Genomic DNA, 19,020 nt, shown 5'->3' with positions numbered 1-19,020 from the left:
TGCGGGTGATGGCGAACTCGGCCGCGTCCCACCTCGCGATGCGCCACCAGCTGCGCGCGGCCCAGCTCGCGGTCTCCAATGCCTGCGCGTCGTCGGCCCAGGCCATCGGCGAGGCGCTGTGGCTGCTGCGCAATGGCCGCGCCGACGTTGCACTGGTGGGCGGTTCGGAGGCCATGCTGCACATCGGCAGCGCCCTCGGCTGGCAGGCCATGGGCGTCATGGCACCGCTGGACAGCGACCAGCCCGCGCAGAGCTGCCGCCCCTTCGACGATGCGCGCAAGGGCCTGGTGCTGGGCGAGGGTGCCGCGGCCCTCGTCCTTGAGACCGAGGCCCACGCCCGCGCCCGTGGCGCCACGCCGCTGGCCGTACTGGCCGGTTACGGGCACAGCGTCGACGCAGTGCACTTGTCGCGGCCCGACGCCGCCGGGCAGGCGCGCGCGATGGGCGCCGCGTTGCGCGACGCCGACCTCGCGTCGGCGGAGATCGGCTACATCAACGCCCATGGCACGGCCACCGAGGTCGGCGATGCCGTCGAGGCGGAGTCCGTGGCGACCGTGTTCGGCCGGCGCGCCGTTCCGGTGTCCGCCACCAAGGCGCTGCACGGCCACCTGATCGGTGCCGGCGGCGCGCTGGAGCTGGTGGCCACGGTGCAGGCGCTGCGCCGCCAGGCGCTGCCGCCTAGCGCGCATGTACGCACCAGCGCACTGTCCGATCAGGCCGACATCATCATCGGCGAGGCACGTGCCACGCCGCTGCGGGCGGCGATGTCCAACTCCTTCGCCTTCGGTGGCAGCAACGTCGCGTTGATCGTCACCACAGCGGACTGAGGGACGCGGCCGGCAGGCCTCAGGCCGCGCCGAACTCCTTCAGCCACTGCCTGAGCTTCTTGCGACCGTCACTGTTGGTGCCACGGTAGGTCTTCAGCGCGAGCGCCAGGAACTGCTGCTCCGCCGGCGTCAGGCCCGCGGGCTCCCGGGCTTCGTCGAGCCAGCCGGCCTCCTTGCCGCAGAGGTGCTCGATCTGCCGAGCCAGCCGGTCGCCCAGGGGGCGTGCGCCGCTCTTGGCCATCGACCAGGTCGCGCCGCTGACGCCGATGCGCGCGGCCCATGCAGCCTCCAGTCCCTTGGGCGGATCGCCCGCCGTGATGCGCTCTTCGGCGAAGGACTGGAACAACGCGATGACGTTGAGCCGGCGGATGGTGGCGGGACTGGACATGGGAAGGAATGGCGGCGCACAGTGTTGTGAAAACACTTCACATGCATTCTAGGTGGTGCTCGACGCTTGACGAGTCGCGTGAACATTCTTAACAATGCATGGATTCGCTCAAAGCACTTGAGCCTTTCCACCCTGAACCAGCGACCCAACGACTTCGAGCCCGCCATGCTTCGCCATCTCGTCACCGCCATCGCCCACACCGGCTCCTTGAGCCGATGCGATGCCGTGCCGATGGCGCAGGGCCGGGGATCAAAGCTGGCGGACTCGTTCGCGCCGGTCGCCTATGCCCATGACTTCGGTCGTGAGAGTGATGACAACAACCTATCGGGTGAAGGACCCGGCTGACGCCGCCCTTCCATGCTCATTCGAGGCCCGGTCTCCGCAAGGAACCGGGCCTTTTGCTTTTTCCACCGCCGGGAATGCCCGGCGGCGTCCGATCTTCGGACTGCCGTGGTGCCTGGCGCCCGGCACGCTCTTTAACAACTCGCACCGGGTGCGGTGCCGGCCAACACCGGCGACGCACTCACATCAAGGCAGGCGCCGGGTTCGCCCGGCGGCCTGCCCCATCTCGGGTGTGCCCACGCACAAGCACCGGCCGGTTCGGTGTGCATGTGCGCTCGGGCGGCCGCCTGTCGCGTGCAGCGACGCATCTCCGGCTTGCGCAGGCCGGCCGCGTCGCGTGTGGACACAGCCGAGATGGATTTCTTCAAGCCTCGTTAGCTCAGTGGAGTCAGAGCGCCGGTCTACGAAGCCGGAGGACGAACGTTCGAATCGTTCATGAGGCACCACCACAACGCCCCGCTGGACTACCGGTGAGGTCCTCGGCCGTTCAAGCCGAAGAGGCGGGTTCAACTCCCGCACGGGGTACCACCGCTGACCTGAAGCCTCTTGGCGAACTCACGCCTCGAGAGGCGCAAACCGGCCGCAACGATTGGGCGGCGTCGGAACCCGTCACCGACAACCTTCACTGCTGCCGGCTCGGCAACGCCGAGCCGGCGCCCCATAATCATCCGGTAACGGTGACTCGTGCTCCCTTTGAAAGGTTCGATCTTGAAGCACCTGGCCAGCATCTTTGCCGCAGCATTCTTCAGCCTCGGCGCCTGGGCGCAACCTCCGGCGAAGGCGCCCACGGTTGCGCTGCTCGCGGCCGTCGGGGATCAGGTGGATGTCGTCCGCCAGCGCGAGCGCACGGGCAGCCACCGCGAGCCTTTCATCCGCAAGAGCTTCTCGATCAACGGCCAGGCCTTGAACATGGCCGTCCTGAAAGGGCTGGATCAAGCGATCGAAGAGGAAGAACCCCAGGCGCAGCGCGTGCTGTTGGCATGGACGGCGCCCCCCGAAGTCCAGCGCCAGCTTGCCAGCGCGCAGGGCAAGGAACGCGAGACGCTGACCCTGGCGGCGCTCAAGGAACATCTGAAGGCCCAGCCGGCCCGCGCCGGCTGGGACCGCATCGAGGTGATCCTGCCCAGCTATTTCTTCGAGAGCGTTGGGGGCATGGGCCGCAAGCTCTCGGGCGTAGGCTTCTATGTGCAGCCTCTCTCCAAGGGCGATGTCGCCGTGGAGTGGGACGACACCGGTGCCATCAGTGCCGTGACGTCCGAGCCCGCCGCTGCCAACGACTCCGACTACAAGACCGTCGACCCCAACACGGGCGAGACCGGTCGGTCGTCGACCTACATCGCGGCCTACATGTATTTCCAGCGCATCACGCTGGATGCGCGCACCCTGGAAGTGCTGGGCCGCAAGCGGCAACTCGACAACGTGAAGTACGCAGACCCGAGGGCCACGGCCATCGACGTCGCCGACCAGATCCCGCTGCGGGTCATGACAGGCAAGCTGCTGGCCCTGGCCGAGCGATCGGCCTACACCTCGGTGCGCGGCAAGTCCAGCGTCTACGTCACTCAGCCCAAGGCGGTGGATCCCGCCGCCAGCGCACCTCGCTGAACCGCGCCCTGCGTGGCCAAGAACTTCCGGCCAGGAAGCCCGGCCGCGGCTCGCCACAGCGCCCCGGGGACACCCTATCAGGCGCCGCTGCCTGCGCAGCGGCGCTTCTCCATGGCGTAGCCCGCGATCGACACCCATGCCGATCGCCGCGCCTGTGTTCGTGCCAGACAGAAAGGAGGTCAGCATGCACGACGTTCTGCAGTTGGACATCACCGGCCTCCCGCAGGCCTGGATCTCGGTGGAGCAGGCCGCCACGCTCGTCGCCACCGACGCCATCGTGTGGTCGGCCGGCGAGCGCCCGCTGGCCGTGCTGCGCGGCGGCATCAACATCGCCAGCGGCCGCCAGTCGGTGCTGGAGGTGCCGCCCATCGTGGCGCTGCGTGGCTCGTCGAGGCTCAACCTCTTCGACATTGCGCCGGCCTACAGCAAGGGCAAGGTCATCAAGCGCGATCGCAACACCTGCGCCTACTGCAGCGAGCATCTCGACGCTCGCCTGCTGACGGTGGACCACATCGTGCCGGCCAGCCGCGGCGGGCGCTTGACCTGGATGAACACGGTCGCGGCCTGCCGCGCCTGCAATTCACGCAAGGCCGACCGCACGCCGGACGAGGCCCGCATGCCGCTGCTGTTCGCGCCCTTCGTGCCGAGCCGGTTCGAGGACTTCATCCTCAAGGGCCGGCACATCCGCGCCGACGTGCACGACTGGCTGGCAGCACGCCTGCCGAAAGGATCGCGCCTCAGCTGAGGCGCCGACGAATCTGCCGAGGAAAGGGCTGACAGGCCGAGGTTCCCACACCTCGCCGGTGCGCCATGGCCAGGTCCGCCTGTCGCCATGGCGTATGCCGCCCTGCCGCAATCGGCTGATCTAGGAATGACAAGGCGTCCCGCAAGGGTTGGGTTCGAGTCCCTTCATTCCTGCCATTTGGATAGCTCAAACGGTAGAGCAACGATCTTGTAAATCGTGGGTCGTGGGTTCGACTCCCACTCCAAGTCAAAACCGGTCGCAAGACCACCCGCCGAACGTGCGCCCCGGCTTCGGCCGGACCGCGCATCAGCGGCCCGCGCTCGCGCGCCGGGCAAGCGGGGCTTCGCATCCATGGTCAGCCGAGAGCATCTTCAGGGAGGGGGTGTTCGACGCGCCCCATGGCTCCAGGCCCTGGCATCCGGCGTCCGCACGGGCCCCTGTAACGGCACCCATCCATCAACACGCGTCACCACAAGGAGAACACCATGACGATCAAGCGTGTGACTGTGAAGAAGAACGAGCGCGGCCTGCTGCTGCGCAATGGCGATTTCGAGCGCGTGCTGCAACCCGGCACGCACTGGCTGCTCGCTGCCCTGGACGAGCTGAAGGTCGAGCTCTTCTCGCTGGACCAGCCGGCCTTCGTGCACCCGCTGACCGACTACCTGATGGCCAAGGAGCCTGCGGTGGTGGAGGCGGAGTTCACGCGCGTCGAGCTCAGCGAGCACGAGGCCGGCCTGCGCACCGAGAACGGCGTGTTGGTCGAGCTGCTGCCGCCGGGCACGCGGCGCCTGTACTGGCGCGGCCACGTGGACGTGCGGGTCGAGGTGATCGACATCCGCGCGTCGGCCGTGCTGCCGACCGCCGTGGCCGAGCGCCTGGCGCAGCCGCAACTGCGGCCGCGCACGGTGACCGGCCTGGCCGGCGTGCTGCAGGTGGAGGTGCCCGAGTACGGCGCCGGCCTGCTGCGCGTGGACGGCAAGGTCGATCGGCTGCTGGAGTCGGGCGCGCACGCGTTCTGGAAGTTCGGCCGCACCGTGGCCGTGGAGCTGGTGGACCTGCGACTGCAGGCGTTGGAGGTGACGGGCCAGGAGATCCTGACCCGCGACAAGGTCGCACTGCGGCTTAACCTTTCGGCGAACTGGCGCTACACCGACGTGCTGCGGGCTTTCCAGGCGCTGCCCAAGCCGGCGGACCACCTCTACCGTGAGCTGCAGTTCGGGCTCCGTGCGGCTGTGGGCACCCGCACGCTCGACGAGCTGCTGGAGAACAAGTCGGTCATCGATGAGGTCGTGACCGCCCAGGTCACCGCAAAGCTGGCGGGCTACGGCCTGCAGCTCGACGGCGTGGGCGTGAAGGACATCGTGCTGCCGGGCGAGATGAAGACCATCCTCGCCCAGGTGGTGGAGGCCGGCAAGGCCGCAGAGGCCAACGTGATCCGCCGCCGCGAGGAAACCGCCGCGACGCGTGCCCTGCTCAATACGGCCAAGGTGATGGAGGACAACCCCGTCGCCCTGCGGCTGAAAGAGCTCGAAACGCTGGAGCGTGTGGCCGAGCGCATCGACAAGATCTCCGTGTTCGGAGGTCTGGACCAGGTACTCAACGGGCTGGTGAAGCTGCGTTGACACCTCCCCGCCGGATGACCGGCGGGGCCTCACCCATTCAAACATCATGAAGAACGAAACCCTGCCGGCCTTGGAGGTACCGGTGAAACAACCTCCCGTGCTGTTCAGCCAGACCCAGTCGCTCATCCAGCGCCTGGCCCTCATGCTGGGCGGCCCGCTCGTGAGCTACTGGAACGGCCCGCGCGGCTCGGTCTGCTCCAACGACGTCGTCGCGCTGTATCACGTGCTCGAGCGCCTCGGCCAGCAAGACACCATCTACGTCTTCCTGAAGTCGGATGGCGGCAGCGGCCAGACGTCGCTGCGCCTCGTCAATCTGTTGCGCCAGCACTGCCGCCACTTGATTGCGCTGGTGCCGCTGGAGTGCGCCTCGGCCGCCACCATGGTGGCCCTGGGCTGCGATGGCATCCAGATGGGTCCGACGGCCTACCTGACCGCCGTAGACACCTCCCTCAACCATGCGCTCTCGCCCGTGGACCGCGACAATGACCGCGTCAGCGTCAGCCAGAACGAGCTGCAGCGCGTCATCCGCCTGTGGCGCGACGAGCAGGGCGCCGAACAGGCAACGCCCGAAAACGCCTACAAGTCGCTGTTCCAGTACGTGCACCCGCTCGTCATCGGCGCGGTGGACCGTGCCGAGTCACTGTCCCTGATGCTGTGCCGCGAGCTGCTCGCGTATCACATCGACGACGCGGCGAAGGCCGAGGCCATCTCGACGGCGCTGAACGGCAACTACCCGTCCCACAGCTATCCCATCCTGCTGGACGAGGCAGTCAAGATCGGCCTGCGCGCCGAGCGCATGCCGGCCGACGTGAACGCCCTGTTGCTGCAGCTCAACGCCTGCTACAGCGAGATGGGCCAGAAGGCGACGACGGACTTCGACGAGGTGCACGCGCACAGCAACGAGATCTGCAACATCTGGGAAGCCGCAGGCGCCCAGGTCTATTACCAACAGGACAAGGACTGGTTCTACCGCGCCGAGGAAAGGCGCTGGATCACCTTGAACGACAACAGCGGCTGGCGCCGCATCGAGCGTGTGGGCAGGCGCATCCGGCGCGGTGCCCTCCATGTGGCTTGATGCCCGCCCGTCGCGATGGAGAAATCAATGGAACCCCAACACCTCCACGAGGACGTCCCCGGCGGCGTCCCGCTGAAGATGTGGACGCAGGGCGTGCCCGTCGAAGAGTCGGCCAAGCGCCAGCTCATGAACGCGGCCCGCCTGCCCATCGTCTTCAAGCACATCGCCGCGATGCCGGACGTGCACTACGGCATCGGCGCGACCGTCGGCTCGGTCATCCCCACCGTCAAGGCCATCATCCCGGCCGCCGTCGGCGTGGACATCGGCTGCGGCATGATGGCCTGCAAGACCACGCTGACGGCCGAAGACCTGCCCGACAACCTCGGCCCGCTGCGCGCGGCCATCGAGCGCGCCGTGCCGCACGGCCGCCAGCCAGGCAACCGCGACCCGGGCGCCTGGCAAAAGCCGCCCGGCTCGGTCAACACCGCCTGGGCGCAGCTGGAGCCCGAGTTCACGGAACTCTGCCGTGACTACCCCAAGCTGGCCAAGACCAACCACATCCAGCACCTGGGCACGCTGGGCACCGGCAATCACTTCATCGAAGTCTGCCTGGATGAAGCCGGCGCCGTGTGGTTCATGCTGCACTCGGGCTCGCGCGGCGTGGGCAACTTCATCGGCACTATGTTCATCGAGCTGGCCAAGCAGGACGCGATGCGCCATCAGGCGAATCTGCCGGACCGCGACCTGGCCTACTTCGAGGAAGGCAGCCGCTACTTCGGCGACTACGTGCGTTCGGTCAGCTGGGCACAGAAGTTCGCCGCGCTGAACCGCGAGCTGATGATGAAGCGCGTTATCGAGGCCGCGAAGACGGTCATCCGCAAGAACTTCCAGAGCCATATCGAGGCGGTGAACTGCCACCACAACTATGTGCAGAAGGAAACGCACTTCGGCCAGGCGGTCTGGCTGACCCGCAAGGGCGCCGTGAGCGCCAAGCAGGGTCAGCTGGGCATCATCCCCGGCAGCATGGGCGCGCGCAGCTACATCGTGCGCGGCAAGGGCAATGCGCAGAGCTTCGAAAGCTGCTCCCATGGCGCCGGCCGCGTGATGAGCCGCGGCGACGCCAAGCGCCAGTTCACGCTGGCCGACCACCGCGCCGCAACCGAAGGCGTCGAATGCCGCAAGGACAAGGACGTCATCGACGAGACGCCCGCGGCCTACAAGGACATCGACGCCGTCATGGCCGCGCAGCGCGAGCTGGTGGATGTGGTGCACACACTCAAGCAGGTGGTGTGCGTCAAAGGCTGATCCTGCGCGCTTCAGGGCGCCCGACTCCGGTCGGGCGCCCTTTTTTCCTGGTGCGGTGCGCACCGGATGCCACACGCAAGCCGCCGCGCCGCCCCCCGGCCTTGTCGGCGCACTACCATTGCCGACCTCTGGGAGAGGCTCCATGAAACTGCTCGCCAAATTCAATCTCGTCTACCTGGTCGTGATGGGCCTGGGCATCGCCCTGAGCGGCTACATCGCGCGCAACCTGCTGCAGAACAACGCCCAGCAGGAGGTCATCGAGAGCGCCCGCATGCTGATGGAGAAGGCGCTGGCCGTTCGCAACTACACCAACACGCAGATCAAGCCGCTGCTGGTCTCGCAGATGGCCACCGAGTTCCTGCCGCAGACGGTGCCCAGCTATTCGGCCACCGAGGTGCTGGGCACGCTGCTGGCCAACCATCCCGAGTTCGCCTACAAGGAGGCGACGCTGAACCCCACCAACCCCCGCGACCGCGCGACGAGCTGGGAAGTGGACATCGTCGGCCAGTTCCGCTCCTCTGCCGACCTGAAGGAAACCGTCGGCACTCGCGACACCCCTGCCGGCCCATCGCTGTACATCGCCCGCCCGTTGCGCATCACCGACCCCGCCTGCCTGGCCTGCCACAGCAGCGTGGAAGCGGCGCCCGCCACCATGGTGGCCAAGTACGGCCCGGCCAACGGCTTTGGCTGGAACCTCAACGAGGTCATCGGCGCCCAGGTCGTGTCGGTGCCCCTCGGCGTGCCGCTGCAGCGTGCCGACCAGACCTTCAAGGTCTTCATCACGTCGCTGGTCGGCGTGTTCGTGGCCGTGGGCATCGTGCTGAACCTGATGGTCTGGATGTTGGTCGTGCGCCCTGTCACCCAGCTCTCGGCCCTCGCTGACCGCGTCAGCCAGGGCGATCTGGATGCGCCCGAGTTCAGGACCCGCGGCAAGGACGAGATCGCCACGCTGTCCGACTCGTTCTCCCGCATGCGTGCCAGCGTGGTGCAGGCCATGAAGCTTCTCGATGCATAGACCGTCCCACCCCGTGCCGGCGTCGCGGTGCCCGAGCCAGCGGCCTTTTGCCCTGCGCCCGGCCACCGCCAGCACATGCACCCTGGCTCGCATCACCCGACGCGACGCGCGCGCTGAAACGGCATGACCGCCCCGAATCATCCCAAGACACTCGGCAAGTACCGCGTCACCGAAGTCCTCGGTGAAGGTGCGATGGGCGTCGTTTACAAGGGCTTCGACCCCGACATCCAGCGCACCGTTGCGCTCAAGACGATACGCGCGGGGCTGGAAGACGACGGCAGCCCGGGCGCGCCAGCCTCGCGCTTTCGCAACGAGGCCCAGGCCGCCGGGCGGCTCGGTCACCCGGGCATCGTCGCCGTCTACGAGTTCGGCCGCGACAAGCAGATCGCCTACATCGCGATGGAGTTCGTCGAGGGCCGCTCGCTGGCCAGCTATCTGAGCGCCAAGGTGCGCTTCACCGACACCGACATCCCCGGCATCATGAGCCAGTTGCTCGATGCGCTGGGACATGCTCACGAAAAGGGCGTCTGGCATCGCGACGTCAAGCCGGCCAATATCCTCATGGCGAGCGCCGGGCGGCTCAAGGTGGCCGACTTCGGCATCGCCCGCATCGAGAGCACCAGTCTCACGCAGACCCACTACATGGTCGGCACGCCCAGCCACATGGCCCCCGAGCAGTTCCTGGGCCGACCCATGGACCGGCGCGTTGACATCTATGGCGCCGGCGTCGTGCTCTACCAGTTGCTCACCGGCCGGGCGCCCTTCGCGGGCACGACGGAAGCGCTGATGTACAAGGTCGTCAACGAGATGCCCCAGCCGCCATCGACCATCGAGGGCGCCGAGCGCCCCGGCTGGTTCGACGCCATCATTGCCCGGGCCCTCGCCAAGCGTCCCGACGATCGCTTCGCGAGCACGGAGGACTTCAAGCAGGCCCTGATCGCCGGCGTGGGCCAGCGCATCGACGACAGCAGCTGGGAGAAGACCGTCATGATGGCCCCGCCGCGTCCGGCCCGGCCACCGCAGTCGCCGCCCACCTTCTCCCCGCCGTCCACGGGTTCGGCTGGCGCCTCAAGCGGCACGCCGCCACCCACGCATTGGGACCAGGCCTTGCTGACCCAGGCCGAGCAGTCTCTCGCCCGCCATGTCGGCCCTCTGGCCAGCATCCTGGTGCGTCGCGCCGCCCGGGAATGCAACGACCTGAGCGAGCTCTACAGCCGGCTTGCCGAGCAGGTCACCGACCCGCGCGCCCGCGACGCCTTCCTGGGCCAGGCCAGCCTCGTCACGGGCGGCGCACACCGCACGGCCGGCTCACCCTCCTCCGGCGGGTCCAGAGGGTCCACGGCCGGTCCGGCCGGCAGCATGCTGATGGGCGGACCGCTGACCGACGCGGTCCTCGACAAGGCTCAGGCGCTGCTGGCCCAGCATGTCGGGCCCATCGCGAAGGTGCTGGTCAAGCGCGCCGCGACCGGCGCTGACGGCCGCGCCGTGTTCTTCAACCGGCTGGCGGAGTCGGTCAGCGATCCGGCGGCACGCGCCCGGCTGCTGGCGGAGCTGGGCAAGCTTCCCTGAGACCCCGGGGGCCCAATGGAAAAGGGGCATCGTGTGCCCCTTCGGTCACTCACATTGCCGTGGCTCAGGGATAGCTGATCGTCAGCGTGTAGCCCGTCGCCGCGCTGAAGCCCCCATAGCCCTGCACCTTGATATAGACCGTCCGGGCCGTGGTGCCGTTGGTGTAGGTCAGCGACTCCGAGGCCGTGCTGCCTTCGGAGGACGCGAGGCCGGCGCCGGTGGACGTGACCAGGTAGAGGTCGTAGTCCAGGCCGCTGGGGCCGCTCATGTCGACACGGATCTTCTTGCCGGCCGGAAGGTCGACCTTGAAGTAGTCCTTGTCGCTGGCGCTGCTGATGAAGCCGGTGACCGTCGTCGCGGTGCCCAGGGCATTCGCGGTCGCGATGGTGTTGTTGGGCTCCGTCTCGCTGCCGGACGCACCGGCGTTCAGGATGTCGAAGCTGACCGGCGTCGAGGAGGCGCTGTTGCCGGCGGCGTCAAAGGCCTTGGCGACCAGGCTGTGCGTGCCGTTGGGCAGGCTGCGCGAGTCCAGCGTCATGCTGTAGGGCGCCGCGGTGGCCGTGCCCTTGAGCGCGCCGTCCACCCAGAACTCGACCTTGGTCACGCCGACGTTGTCGCTCGCCGTGGCCGACAGCGTGATGGTGCCGCTGTTGCCGGTCTGGCTGGCACTGACGGTGGGCGGCGTGGTGTCGCCGTTGTCCACCACGCCCTGGTTCACCCAGATGGGCGCGGACCACAGGATCTTGCCGTCGCTCTGCGTCAGCTTGGCGTAGTAGACGTGCGCGCCGTTGGTGGGGGTGTGGCTGTAGGTGGCGCTGTTGGACAGCACGGTCATGGTGCCGTTGCGCCCCGGCACGCCCTGCCAGATCTCCACCAGCGACACGGTCTTGCCGGCCGTGTTGGCGAAGCCCACGTTCAGGTTCAGCACGCCGGTGTTGTTGATGCGCGAGCCCATGATGGCGCCGTTGGCGCTGAAGACCACCTGCGAGTTCTTGTCATGCGTGGCGAACACGCGTCGGGCGCGCAGCGCGTCGACGAAGCTGGCCTTGGACAGCGCAGTACCGTTGGGGATCAGGACGGCCGTGCGGTTGGTGTACGACGCACCCCAGTTCGCGCAATGGTTGTCCTGGTTGGTGGCGGGCGCCACGTGGAAGCCGCGCTCCAGGATCTTGCGGAAGGCGCTCTCGTAGCCCGAGCCCGGCTGCTGGGACTCGTCGGTCTTGTTGGAGAAGGCGCTGGTGTTGGAGATCTCGGCCAGCACCATGACCTCGTCGCCGTCGGCGTTGTAGCCGAAGTCGGTGCCGTTGATGATGAACTGGCCCGAGGTGTCGGGATGGTTGAATTGGCCGACCTGGCCGGCCGCACGCATCACCGAGTACAGCGTCGCGTAGTCGTTCTTGGCGATGAAGCGGTGGCCATAGAGCTGGTTGCTGGGGTCGTACTCCCAGGAGTACAGCTCGTCGCTGTTGAAGATGTTCAGGTGGCCGCCGCCGCTGATGACACCCCATTCCATGCCGTACATGGCAAGGAAGCCGGCGTTGGCCGCCGTGTAGTTGGTGGCGATGGTCACGCCGGCCATGTAGCGGCTCTTGGCCGTCGCGGCCGAGATGCTGCCCAGGCCCGAGCTGCCGTCGAAGTAGTGGTTGTGGTCGGTGTTGGCAAAGAAGTCCAGGCCCCGGCCCTTGGCGTAGGGGAAGGCCGCATCAGGGCCGAACTTGCCGCTCTGCGCCGCCTGCGAGGAGTTGCAGGTGGCCACGTCGCCACCGCCGTCGGAATCGTTGGTCTGGCCATGCAGCGAGCCGTAGTACACGGTGTAGGGCCAGCTCGCGATGGCCGAGGCCGCCAGGGCCTTGGCGCGCGGGGCCTCACCCTCCCCGAGCTGGCTGCCCAGGGCCATGGCGCGGTAGACCGGCATCTTGGCGACGGGCGCAGCGCCGAGCACGAACTTGAAGGACTCGGTGTGCGGCTCGTGGCCGTGCTCGTCCGCATGCATCAGCGACTGCACGCGCGCGTCGTCGGTGTCACCCTGGGCGACCACGTCGGCAGCGACGGCGAATGCCGTCAGCCGAGCTTCGTAGACGCCGTCGGCCAGCGACGACTTCTCGCCGCGGCCGGCCCAGTCGAAGTCCAGCAGCACCGGCTTGCCGGCGTAGCGTGCGATGCCACTGTAGATCTGCACGACACGGCCATCGGCCGCCACCAGTTCCAGCCGGTACGCGAACTGCTCACCCTCCGGCGCACCCAGGTAGTTCATCGCCACGCTGAAGCGGCGCGCACCGCTGGCGACGGTGCTGACGAAGGGCACCTGCAGCTCGGCCTCAAACTCGTGGTGGTCCGGATGCTTGGCGCTGGCGTCCACCGACGCGGCCCGCGACATGGTGTCGGAGGCGGAGGCCACCACCGTGGCAGCAGGTTCGTTGGCACCACCGCAGGCGACCAGCAGCAGGGGCAACATGCACGCCACAAGGGGGCGCAGGGAGAGGGATTGAGCGTTCACGACGTCCTCAACGAGAGAGGTGGGAAGTTGGGTTTGGAATGGGTGGCGGGACGGCGATCAGCCCACGCGGCGGCGGCGGGCCAGCAGGCCGACGGCAGCCAGACCAGCGAGCATCAGCGCATAGGTCTGCGGCTCGGGGATGGGCGCGGTCTCGGGGATGGCGGTGCCGCTGAACGTCACGTTGTCGTAGCGGATGGTGCCGCTCGTGCCGTAGGTCCCCGCCAGGCCGTTGCTGGTCGCGACGTAGGTGCTGGTGCCCGGGGCGAAGCTGGCCAGCAGCTGCACGCCGAACAGCGGGTTGTCGTTCACGCCTTGGGTGTTGCTGAAGTCGTAGGTGATGCCCGACAGGAAGCTGCCCGACGACGCGGCGGGCATCTGGAAGGTGGTGGCGAAGTTCCAGGTCTCACCGCCGTCGATGGTGTACTGCAGCGTGGTCCAGGCCGACGCCGTGCCGCTGTTGCGCTGGGCGAACGTCAGCACCAGATTGGTATAGCCCGACGTGTCGACGTCGTACTCGACGCCGCGCGTCAAGTTGCCGGCGCCCTGGGCCGCGTACGTGGTGGTGTTGAGGGCCTGGTTCGCCACACCGCTGGCAAAGCTGGTGGTGACGCCGCCGATGACGGCGAACGACGCACCGTTGGCGCTTTGCGTGTGCTTGGTGGAGGTGGGCGTGGCGCTGTAGTCCCACAGCGCGACGGTGTCGGCGTGGGCGGAGAAGCTGGCAGCGACGAAGGCGGCAAGGGCGACGGAGCGGAGTTGCATGGCGGTCTGGTTCGGTGGTTCAAAAACATGCGCCGAGACCCTCCCGACGCGCGACGCGAGCGTAGTGAGGCTTTTTTTACGTATTAGGAAAGTTTTACCAAACCGTGGGAATTAGCCTTCGCGCAACGACCAGCCGTCGGCGGCGAAACGCCGATGCCTATTGAGAAGAACGCCGCCTTTCGCGTTGGCAATGGGGGCTGCATCCCCCCGCAATCGCGGGGGACGAAGACCCGCCACGCGTTGCGGCGGCGACACGCCTGGCGACCGCGGCTCGCGCGGCGGGGCCGGGCGGCGGGAGCCTCAGGGCGCCGGGTCGGGCAGCCGGAAGGCCAGCACCTTCAGCGCGCGCTCCGGCGAGATGTCCTCGAACGCGGGCGGGTTGGCCACCCGCCCCACGAACGCCAGCGCCGGCGCGTTCTGCGCCACGGCATCGCGCAGGAATTCCACGTCCAGCTCCGGCGCGTTCAGGCACAGCAGCGCCTGCCCGCCGGGCGCCAGCAGCGCGGGTAGCCGGCGGGCCAGCCGCGCGTAGTCCTTGGTCGCAACGAAGCTGCCCTTCTGGAAGCTGGGCGGATCGCAGACGACGAGGTCGTAGGGGCCGCCGCGGGTGAGCTTGCCCCAGGAGCTGAAGATGTCGTGAGCGAGGAACCTGGCTCCGGCCTTCACGCCGTTCAGTTCATGGTTGGTCCGGCCGATCGCCAGCGCGCCCGACGCCATGTCCACGTTGACCACTTCAGCCGCGCCGGCCTGCAGCGCCACCACCGAGAAGGCGCAGGTGTAGGCGAACAGGTTGAGCACCTTGGCGCCCGGCTGCACCTGCTCGCGAACCCAGCGCCGGCCTTGGGCCATGTCGAGGAAAAGGCCGTGGTTCTGCCCGCGCAGCAGGTGCACGAGGTAGCGCGCGCCGGCCTCGGTGACGACGTGCGGCTCCGGCACCGCACCGGCCATCAGCCGGGTCTCGACGCGGCCGCCCTCCTGGCGGCACTGGAAGACCCAGGGCGTGTCGGGCCAGCGTGCCGCGAGGGCCGCACCGATGGCGGCCAGCGTCGCGTCGGCCAGCGGCTGGAAGCTGGTGAGGAGCAGCACCGGCGGGAAGGCGTCCAGCGCGAGATGCTCGCAGCCGGGATGGCGGCCGCCACGGCCGTGGAAGAGGCGTTGGGCGTCGGAGGGAAAGGCCACCGAGGCGATGGCATCGAGCAGGGCTTGCATGGGCCGGCATTCTGAAGCCCGAGAATCCCGCGCCATGGACTTTCAACGCATCCTCGACGGCATCAACGCCGAGCTGCGGCCGCAGCTCGGCCAGGGCGGCAAGGTGGCCGGCTACATCCCGGCGCTGGCGCGGGTGTCACCGCTGCAATTCGGCATCGCGCTGCGCACCTGCTCAGGAGAGACGGCGTCGGCCGGCGACAGCGCGACGCCGTTCTCCATCCAGAGCATGTCCAAGGTGTTCTCGCTGACGTTGGCGATCCGGTCGCTGGGCGAGAAGCTCTGGGAGCGCATCGGGCGCGAGCCCTCGGGAAGCCCATTCAACTCGCTGGTGCAGCTGGAGACGGAGCGCGGCATCCCGCGCAATCCCTTCATCAATGCCGGCGCCATTGCGGTCGCGGACCGGCTGGTATCGCTGGGTGACGCCAAGGCAGAGCTGCTGGCGCTACTGGGCCGGCTGTGCGGCGAGCCCGTCCCGATCGACGCCGAGGTCGCGCGGTCCGAGGCCGACACGGGTTTTCGCAACACCGCGCTGGCGAATTTCATGAAGGGCTTCGGCACGCTGGACAACGACGTGGCCACGGTGCTGGACGTCTATTTCAACCAGTGCGCCCTGGCGATGACCTGCGAGCAGGTGGCCTGTGCGGCCGGCTACCTGTGCCGCGATGGCCGCCATCCGCTGGCGGGCACGCCCGTGCTCAGCGCGGCGCAGACCCGGCGCGTGAACGCACTGATGCTGACCTGCGGCACCTACGACGCGGCCGGCGAATTCGCCTTCCGCATCGGGCTGCCCTGCAAGAGCGGCGTGGGCGGCGGCATCGTCGCCGTCGTGCCCGATCACCTCACGCTGTGCGTGTGGTCACCCGCGCTGGACGGCACGGGCAACTCCATGCTCGGCCGTCGTGCGCTGGAGCTGTTCGTCGAGAAGACGGGGTTGTCCGTCTTCTAGGTGGCGCTGGATGGCGTCAGCTCGCGTACTTGACGCTGCAGCCATAGGGCCGCGTGCTCGCCTTCTCGACCTTGCGGCCCGCGGCGACCGCGGCCAGCGCCTCGGTCACGTAGGGCTCGGCCTTGGCGATGTCCTCCGCCTTGGCGGTGGCGATGCTGTCAATGCCGCCCTTGTAGACCAGCGTCCCGTCGGCCTTGATGACGTACATGTGGGGCGTCGTCTGCGCGCCGTAGAGCTTGCCGAGCTCGCCCTTGGGGTCCAGCAGCGTGGCGGCGGGAGCCGCGGCGCGGTCGGCGTTGAGTTTCTGGGCTCCGGCACCGTCGACGAAGCCCTGCTGGCCCGGCGCAGAGGAGATCACCTGCAACCAGACGACGCCCTGCGCCGCGGCAGCCTTCTGCTGGTTCTGCATGTTGCCGGCACCGTAGTGCTTCTTGACGTACGGGCAGTCGTGGTTGGTCCACTCCAGCACCACGGTCTTGCCCTTGTAGTCGGCCAGGTTGACGGTCTTGCCGTCGGCCGTGGTGGCCGTGAAGGCGGGCGCGGGCGCGTCCACGCTGGCGCTGGCATGAGCCAGGGCCGGCAGGATCAGGACGGCGAGCAGGCAGCGGCGAAGCAACGTCATGGCTAACTCCTGGAATCGGTGGGGGCGGCGGTCACAGCCTCGACGACGAGGCCGGGGGTGAGGATCTGCGGCAGCACCTGGGCCTCGGTGGCACCTGGCGCGTAGTAGAGGTAGAGCGGCACGCCCGAGCGGCCATGGGCCTTGAGGACGGCGGTGATGCTGGGATCCTCGCGGGTCCAGTCGCCCTTCAGGTAGGTGACGCCGGCCTTGGCGAAGGCCTCGCCGACCTCGGGCCGCGACAGCGCCACGCGCTCGTTGACGAGGCAGGAGATGCACCAGGCGGCGGTCATGTTGACGAACACCGGCTTGTTCTGCCCGCGCAGCTCAGCCAGGCGCTCGGCGCTGTAAGGCTCGTGGGCCGAGGCGCTCGAGCCGGGCACGGCGTCGGCGCCGACCGGCTTGATCCATGCCGACACGCCCAGCGCCAGCACCACGCCGGCCAGTGCCGCGACCGTGCCAACCGCGCTCGCGCCACTGGCATGCCGCCACCACAGGCCGAAGGTGATCACCACCAGGCCCACCAGCGCCAGCCCGACACCGTCCGGGCCGGTCTGCTGCGCCAGCACCCACAGCAGCCAGACGACGGCGGCGTACATCGGGAAGGCGAGGAACTGCTTGAAGCGGTCCATCCACGCCCCCGGCCGCGGCAGCCAACGCTGTGCCGCGGGCCAGAAGGCCAGCACCAGGAAGGGCAGCGCCAGGCCCAGCCCCAGCGCCAGGAAGACCGCCATCAGCACCGCGGCCGGTTGCGACAGCGCAAACGCCAGCGCCGCGCCCATGAAGGGCGCCGTGCAGGGTGTGGCAACCACCGCGGCCAGCACGCCGGTGAAGAAACTGCCCGCCAGCCCCTGGCGCGCGGCCAGGCCCGAGCCGATGCCCGTGAAGCTGCCGCCGATCTCGAACAGGCCCGACAGGTTCAGGCCGACGAGGAAGAGCAGATAGGCCACCACCAGCACGAACACCGGCGAATGGAACTGGAAGCCCCAGCCCACCTGCTGGCCGCCCGCACGCAGGGCGATCAGCACGGCGGCGAGCAGCAGGAAGCTGGCCAGCACGCCGGCCGTGTAGGCCAGGCCTTCGGCCTTGTGGTTGCCCTCGCGCACCAGGGCCAGCGCCTTGATGGACAGCACCGGGAAGACGCAGGGCATCAGGTTCAGGATCAGGCCGCCCACCAGGGCCAGGGCGAGCGCCGGCAGCAGGCCGAGTTCGCTCACCGACGCCGGCGCGGGTACGGCGGCGTCGACGGCGGGCGTCGCCAGATCGGCGGGGCCGGGGCCCTTGCCGGCCCCCTCGGGCATGGGCGCTGCAATCGTCCAGGCCTGCTCGCCCGCGGCCGTCGTCAACGCGATGACGCCGGACAGTGGCTTGCCTGCCGCCAGGGGCTCGTCGCCGGCCGGGATGTCCAGCACCCAGCCGCCGGCCTCGGCCTTGAGCGGCTGCGGTGCGCTGTGGGCGACGGCGCCCCAGGCGTCAGCAAAGAAGTAGGCCTTGGTGACGCCGGTGGTCGGCCCGCTGAGCCGCACGCCCTGGGGTGCGGCCTTGAGCGACACGGCGAAGGGGGCGGGCTGGGGGATGGCTGCGCGCCATGCCTCGATAAGCGCGGCGTCGGCACCAGGCTGGGCCTGTGCGGCCACTGGCAGGTCCAGGCCCAGGCTGACCTGCTCGGGGATGCAGACATCCTTGCAGACGAGCCAGCGCACCTCGGCCGTCGGCTTGAAACGGCTGCCGGGCTGGGCGTCGGCCGGCACGGTCAGCTCCACCAGCAGAGCCGGCCGGCCCTCGTAGCCGTAGTTGACGATGGGGCCGATGGCCTGGATGGACGGCGTCGGCCACTGGATGGGGCCGGCTTCGGCGCCCGCCCATTCGATGCTGGTGGCCTGGCCGGAATCCCCCGGGTTGAGCCAGTAGGTGTGCCAGTGGGACTTGATGTCCTGCTCCAGCGCCACCGTGAAGCGCTGGCCCGGCGCGACCGCCGCCTGGCTGGACACGAGGCGGGCCTTGACATGTTCGGTCGCGGCCTCAGGGGGCGCGGCCTGGGCCAGCAAGGGGATGGCCAGCAGGGCCAGGAAAGCGGATCGCAGGAACGAATACATCCCGAAATCCTAGGCTAAACCGATTTCCCTTCTGTAAAGGCCGGCCTGGACGAAGCCGTCGAAGGCTGCCCACAAGGGCTCGAAGCGCGCCGGCGCCCCCTCCAGCAGGGCCAGCGCATGCAAGCCGGCCTCCAGCGTCGACAGCTGGCCGGGGCGGTGGGCGCGCCGCAGCGCGTAGCGGCCGGGCCGTTCGGGCAGGGCGAGGCGCGGCAGGGCCGACAGCCAGGGGTTGGCGGCCAGCAGGCGGCGGCTCTGGCGCCAGCTGCCGTCGAGCAGGATCAGGCGGCCGACCTCGGCCGCCGGCCCGGCGCCGGCCGCGCCGGCCCCACCCGGGTAGAGCAGGGCCGTGCCCGGTCCGGCCAGGGTGTCGTCAAACGTCTCGCCCTGCAGCAGGCGCACGGACTGCAGGCCCAGGGTCAGGAACGCGGCCGTGTTCTTCGCATGGCCAGCTTCGGCGGGGT

At 68.8% G+C, this 19,020-nt stretch carries 17 protein-coding genes and 3 tRNA genes; 13 read left to right on the top strand and 7 right to left on the bottom strand.

Annotated elements, in window-relative coordinates; all coding sequences use genetic code 11:
- On the top strand, positions 1–827 hold an 827-nt coding region (locus VGF12_RS09880), incomplete at its 5' end, for a beta-ketoacyl-[acyl-carrier-protein] synthase family protein (RefSeq protein WP_331175863.1).
- Between the two features lie 19 nt (positions 828–846).
- On the opposite strand, the gene VGF12_RS09875 is transcribed toward VGF12_RS09880, so the two are convergent.
- On the bottom strand, positions 847–1,215 hold the full coding sequence (locus tag VGF12_RS09875; protein ID WP_331175862.1) for a hypothetical protein: 369 nt from the start codon (positions 1,213–1,215) through the stop codon (positions 847–849).
- Positions 1,216–1,332: 117 nt separating this feature from the next.
- Between VGF12_RS09875 and VGF12_RS09870 the strand changes: the two genes are divergently transcribed.
- From VGF12_RS09870 to VGF12_RS09820, 11 genes are all read left to right on the top strand, one after another.
- The gene (locus VGF12_RS09870; protein ID WP_331175861.1) at positions 1,333–1,560 is read left to right on the top strand and encodes a hypothetical protein; all 228 of its coding nucleotides are present in this window, start codon (positions 1,333–1,335) and stop codon (positions 1,558–1,560) included.
- Between the two features lie 365 nt (positions 1,561–1,925).
- A tRNA-Arg gene (locus VGF12_RS09865) sits at positions 1,926–2,003 on the top strand.
- Positions 2,004–2,010: 7 nt separating this feature from the next.
- Positions 2,011–2,085 (top strand) — tRNA-Glu (locus tag VGF12_RS09860).
- 180 nt (positions 2,086–2,265) lie between these two features.
- Positions 2,266–3,159, top strand: coding sequence for a hypothetical protein (locus tag VGF12_RS09855; protein ID WP_331175860.1), 894 nt, complete (start codon positions 2,266–2,268; stop codon positions 3,157–3,159).
- A gap of 184 nt (positions 3,160–3,343) precedes the next feature.
- Entirely contained in the window at positions 3,344–3,904 is a 561-nt protein-coding gene (locus tag VGF12_RS09850) for an HNH endonuclease (RefSeq protein WP_331175859.1), read from the top strand.
- Positions 3,905–4,079: 175 nt separating this feature from the next.
- A tRNA-Thr gene (locus tag VGF12_RS09845) sits at positions 4,080–4,152 on the top strand.
- 237 nt (positions 4,153–4,389) lie between these two features.
- Complete coding sequence (locus VGF12_RS09840; protein WP_331175858.1) at positions 4,390–5,526, top strand: slipin family protein; 1,137 nt, start codon at positions 4,390–4,392, stop codon at positions 5,524–5,526.
- A 46-nt stretch (positions 5,527–5,572) separates the two neighbouring features.
- Positions 5,573–6,601: a hypothetical protein gene (locus VGF12_RS09835; protein ID WP_331175857.1), complete on the top strand. Its 1,029-nt coding sequence runs from the start codon at positions 5,573–5,575 to the stop codon at positions 6,599–6,601.
- A 27-nt stretch (positions 6,602–6,628) separates the two neighbouring features.
- Positions 6,629–7,846 (top strand): RtcB family protein, encoded by a 1,218-nt coding sequence (locus VGF12_RS09830; protein ID WP_331175856.1) that lies wholly within the window; start codon positions 6,629–6,631, stop codon positions 7,844–7,846.
- A 142-nt stretch (positions 7,847–7,988) separates the two neighbouring features.
- Positions 7,989–8,861, top strand: a complete 873-nt coding sequence (locus VGF12_RS09825; protein WP_331175855.1) for a Tll0287-like domain-containing protein — start codon at positions 7,989–7,991, stop codon at positions 8,859–8,861.
- 123 nt (positions 8,862–8,984) lie between these two features.
- Positions 8,985–10,430, top strand: a complete 1,446-nt coding sequence (locus VGF12_RS09820) for a serine/threonine-protein kinase (RefSeq protein ID WP_331175854.1) — start codon at positions 8,985–8,987, stop codon at positions 10,428–10,430.
- 64 nt (positions 10,431–10,494) lie between these two features.
- Here the strand turns inward: VGF12_RS09820 and VGF12_RS09815 are convergent, their stop codons facing one another.
- From VGF12_RS09815 to VGF12_RS09805, 3 genes are all read right to left on the bottom strand, one after another.
- The gene (locus VGF12_RS09815) at positions 10,495–12,885 is read right to left on the bottom strand and encodes a CehA/McbA family metallohydrolase (RefSeq protein WP_331175853.1); all 2,391 of its coding nucleotides are present in this window, start codon (positions 12,883–12,885) and stop codon (positions 10,495–10,497) included.
- Positions 12,886–12,984: 99 nt separating this feature from the next.
- The gene (locus tag VGF12_RS09810) at positions 12,985–13,689 is read right to left on the bottom strand and encodes a PEP-CTERM sorting domain-containing protein (RefSeq protein ID WP_331175852.1); all 705 of its coding nucleotides are present in this window, start codon (positions 13,687–13,689) and stop codon (positions 12,985–12,987) included.
- 300 nt (positions 13,690–13,989) lie between these two features.
- Positions 13,990–14,898: a class I SAM-dependent methyltransferase gene (locus VGF12_RS09805; RefSeq protein ID WP_331175851.1), complete on the bottom strand. Its 909-nt coding sequence runs from the start codon at positions 14,896–14,898 to the stop codon at positions 13,990–13,992.
- Positions 14,899–14,932: 34 nt separating this feature from the next.
- On the opposite strand from VGF12_RS09805, the gene VGF12_RS09800 reads away from it, so the two are divergent.
- Positions 14,933–15,844 (top strand): glutaminase, encoded by a 912-nt coding sequence (locus VGF12_RS09800; RefSeq protein ID WP_331175850.1) that lies wholly within the window; start codon positions 14,933–14,935, stop codon positions 15,842–15,844.
- A gap of 16 nt (positions 15,845–15,860) precedes the next feature.
- On the opposite strand, the gene VGF12_RS09795 is transcribed toward VGF12_RS09800, so the two are convergent.
- From VGF12_RS09795 to VGF12_RS09785, 3 genes are all read right to left on the bottom strand, one after another.
- Entirely contained in the window at positions 15,861–16,466 is a 606-nt protein-coding gene (locus VGF12_RS09795) for a redoxin domain-containing protein (protein WP_331175849.1), read from the bottom strand.
- A 2-nt stretch (positions 16,467–16,468) separates the two neighbouring features.
- Positions 16,469–18,559: a protein-disulfide reductase DsbD family protein gene (locus tag VGF12_RS09790; RefSeq protein ID WP_331175848.1), complete on the bottom strand. Its 2,091-nt coding sequence runs from the start codon at positions 18,557–18,559 to the stop codon at positions 16,469–16,471.
- 9 nt (positions 18,560–18,568) lie between these two features.
- On the bottom strand, positions 18,569–19,020 hold a 452-nt coding region (locus VGF12_RS09785; protein ID WP_331175847.1), incomplete at its 5' end, for a tRNA-uridine aminocarboxypropyltransferase.

This window comes from Roseateles sp., from assembly GCF_036404855.1.
In the GTDB taxonomy this organism is placed as follows: Bacteria; Pseudomonadota; Gammaproteobacteria; order Burkholderiales; family Burkholderiaceae_C; genus Pelomonas.
Note: the sequence above shows the minus strand (reverse complement) of the source record. Positions and strands in the feature narration are given on the sequence as shown.

Excerpts from the sequence above, each read along its gene's own strand:
- VGF12_RS09835 (WP_331175857.1), top strand. The coding sequence starts at position 5,573 with ATGAAGAACGAAACCCTGCCGGCCTTGGAGGTACCGGTGAAACAACCT.
- VGF12_RS09830 (WP_331175856.1), top strand. The coding sequence starts at position 6,629 with ATGGAACCCCAACACCTCCACGAGGACGTCCCCGGCGGCGTCCCGCTG.
- VGF12_RS09850 (WP_331175859.1), top strand. The coding sequence starts at position 3,344 with ATGCACGACGTTCTGCAGTTGGACATCACCGGCCTCCCGCAGGCCTGG.
- VGF12_RS09795 (WP_331175849.1), bottom strand. The coding sequence starts at position 16,466 with ATGACGTTGCTTCGCCGCTGCCTGCTCGCCGTCCTGATCCTGCCGGCC.
- VGF12_RS09820 (WP_331175854.1), top strand. The coding sequence starts at position 8,985 with ATGACCGCCCCGAATCATCCCAAGACACTCGGCAAGTACCGCGTCACC.
- VGF12_RS09875 (WP_331175862.1), bottom strand. The coding sequence starts at position 1,215 with ATGTCCAGTCCCGCCACCATCCGCCGGCTCAACGTCATCGCGTTGTTC.
- VGF12_RS09800 (WP_331175850.1), top strand. The coding sequence starts at position 14,933 with ATGGACTTTCAACGCATCCTCGACGGCATCAACGCCGAGCTGCGGCCG.
- VGF12_RS09840 (WP_331175858.1), top strand. The coding sequence starts at position 4,390 with ATGACGATCAAGCGTGTGACTGTGAAGAAGAACGAGCGCGGCCTGCTG.
- VGF12_RS09805 (WP_331175851.1), bottom strand. The coding sequence starts at position 14,898 with ATGCAAGCCCTGCTCGATGCCATCGCCTCGGTGGCCTTTCCCTCCGAC.
- VGF12_RS09815 (WP_331175853.1), bottom strand. The coding sequence starts at position 12,885 with ATGTTGCCCCTGCTGCTGGTCGCCTGCGGTGGTGCCAACGAACCTGCT.
- VGF12_RS09810 (WP_331175852.1), bottom strand. The coding sequence starts at position 13,689 with ATGCAACTCCGCTCCGTCGCCCTTGCCGCCTTCGTCGCTGCCAGCTTC.
- VGF12_RS09790 (WP_331175848.1), bottom strand. The coding sequence starts at position 18,559 with ATGTATTCGTTCCTGCGATCCGCTTTCCTGGCCCTGCTGGCCATCCCC.
- VGF12_RS09825 (WP_331175855.1), top strand. The coding sequence starts at position 7,989 with ATGAAACTGCTCGCCAAATTCAATCTCGTCTACCTGGTCGTGATGGGC.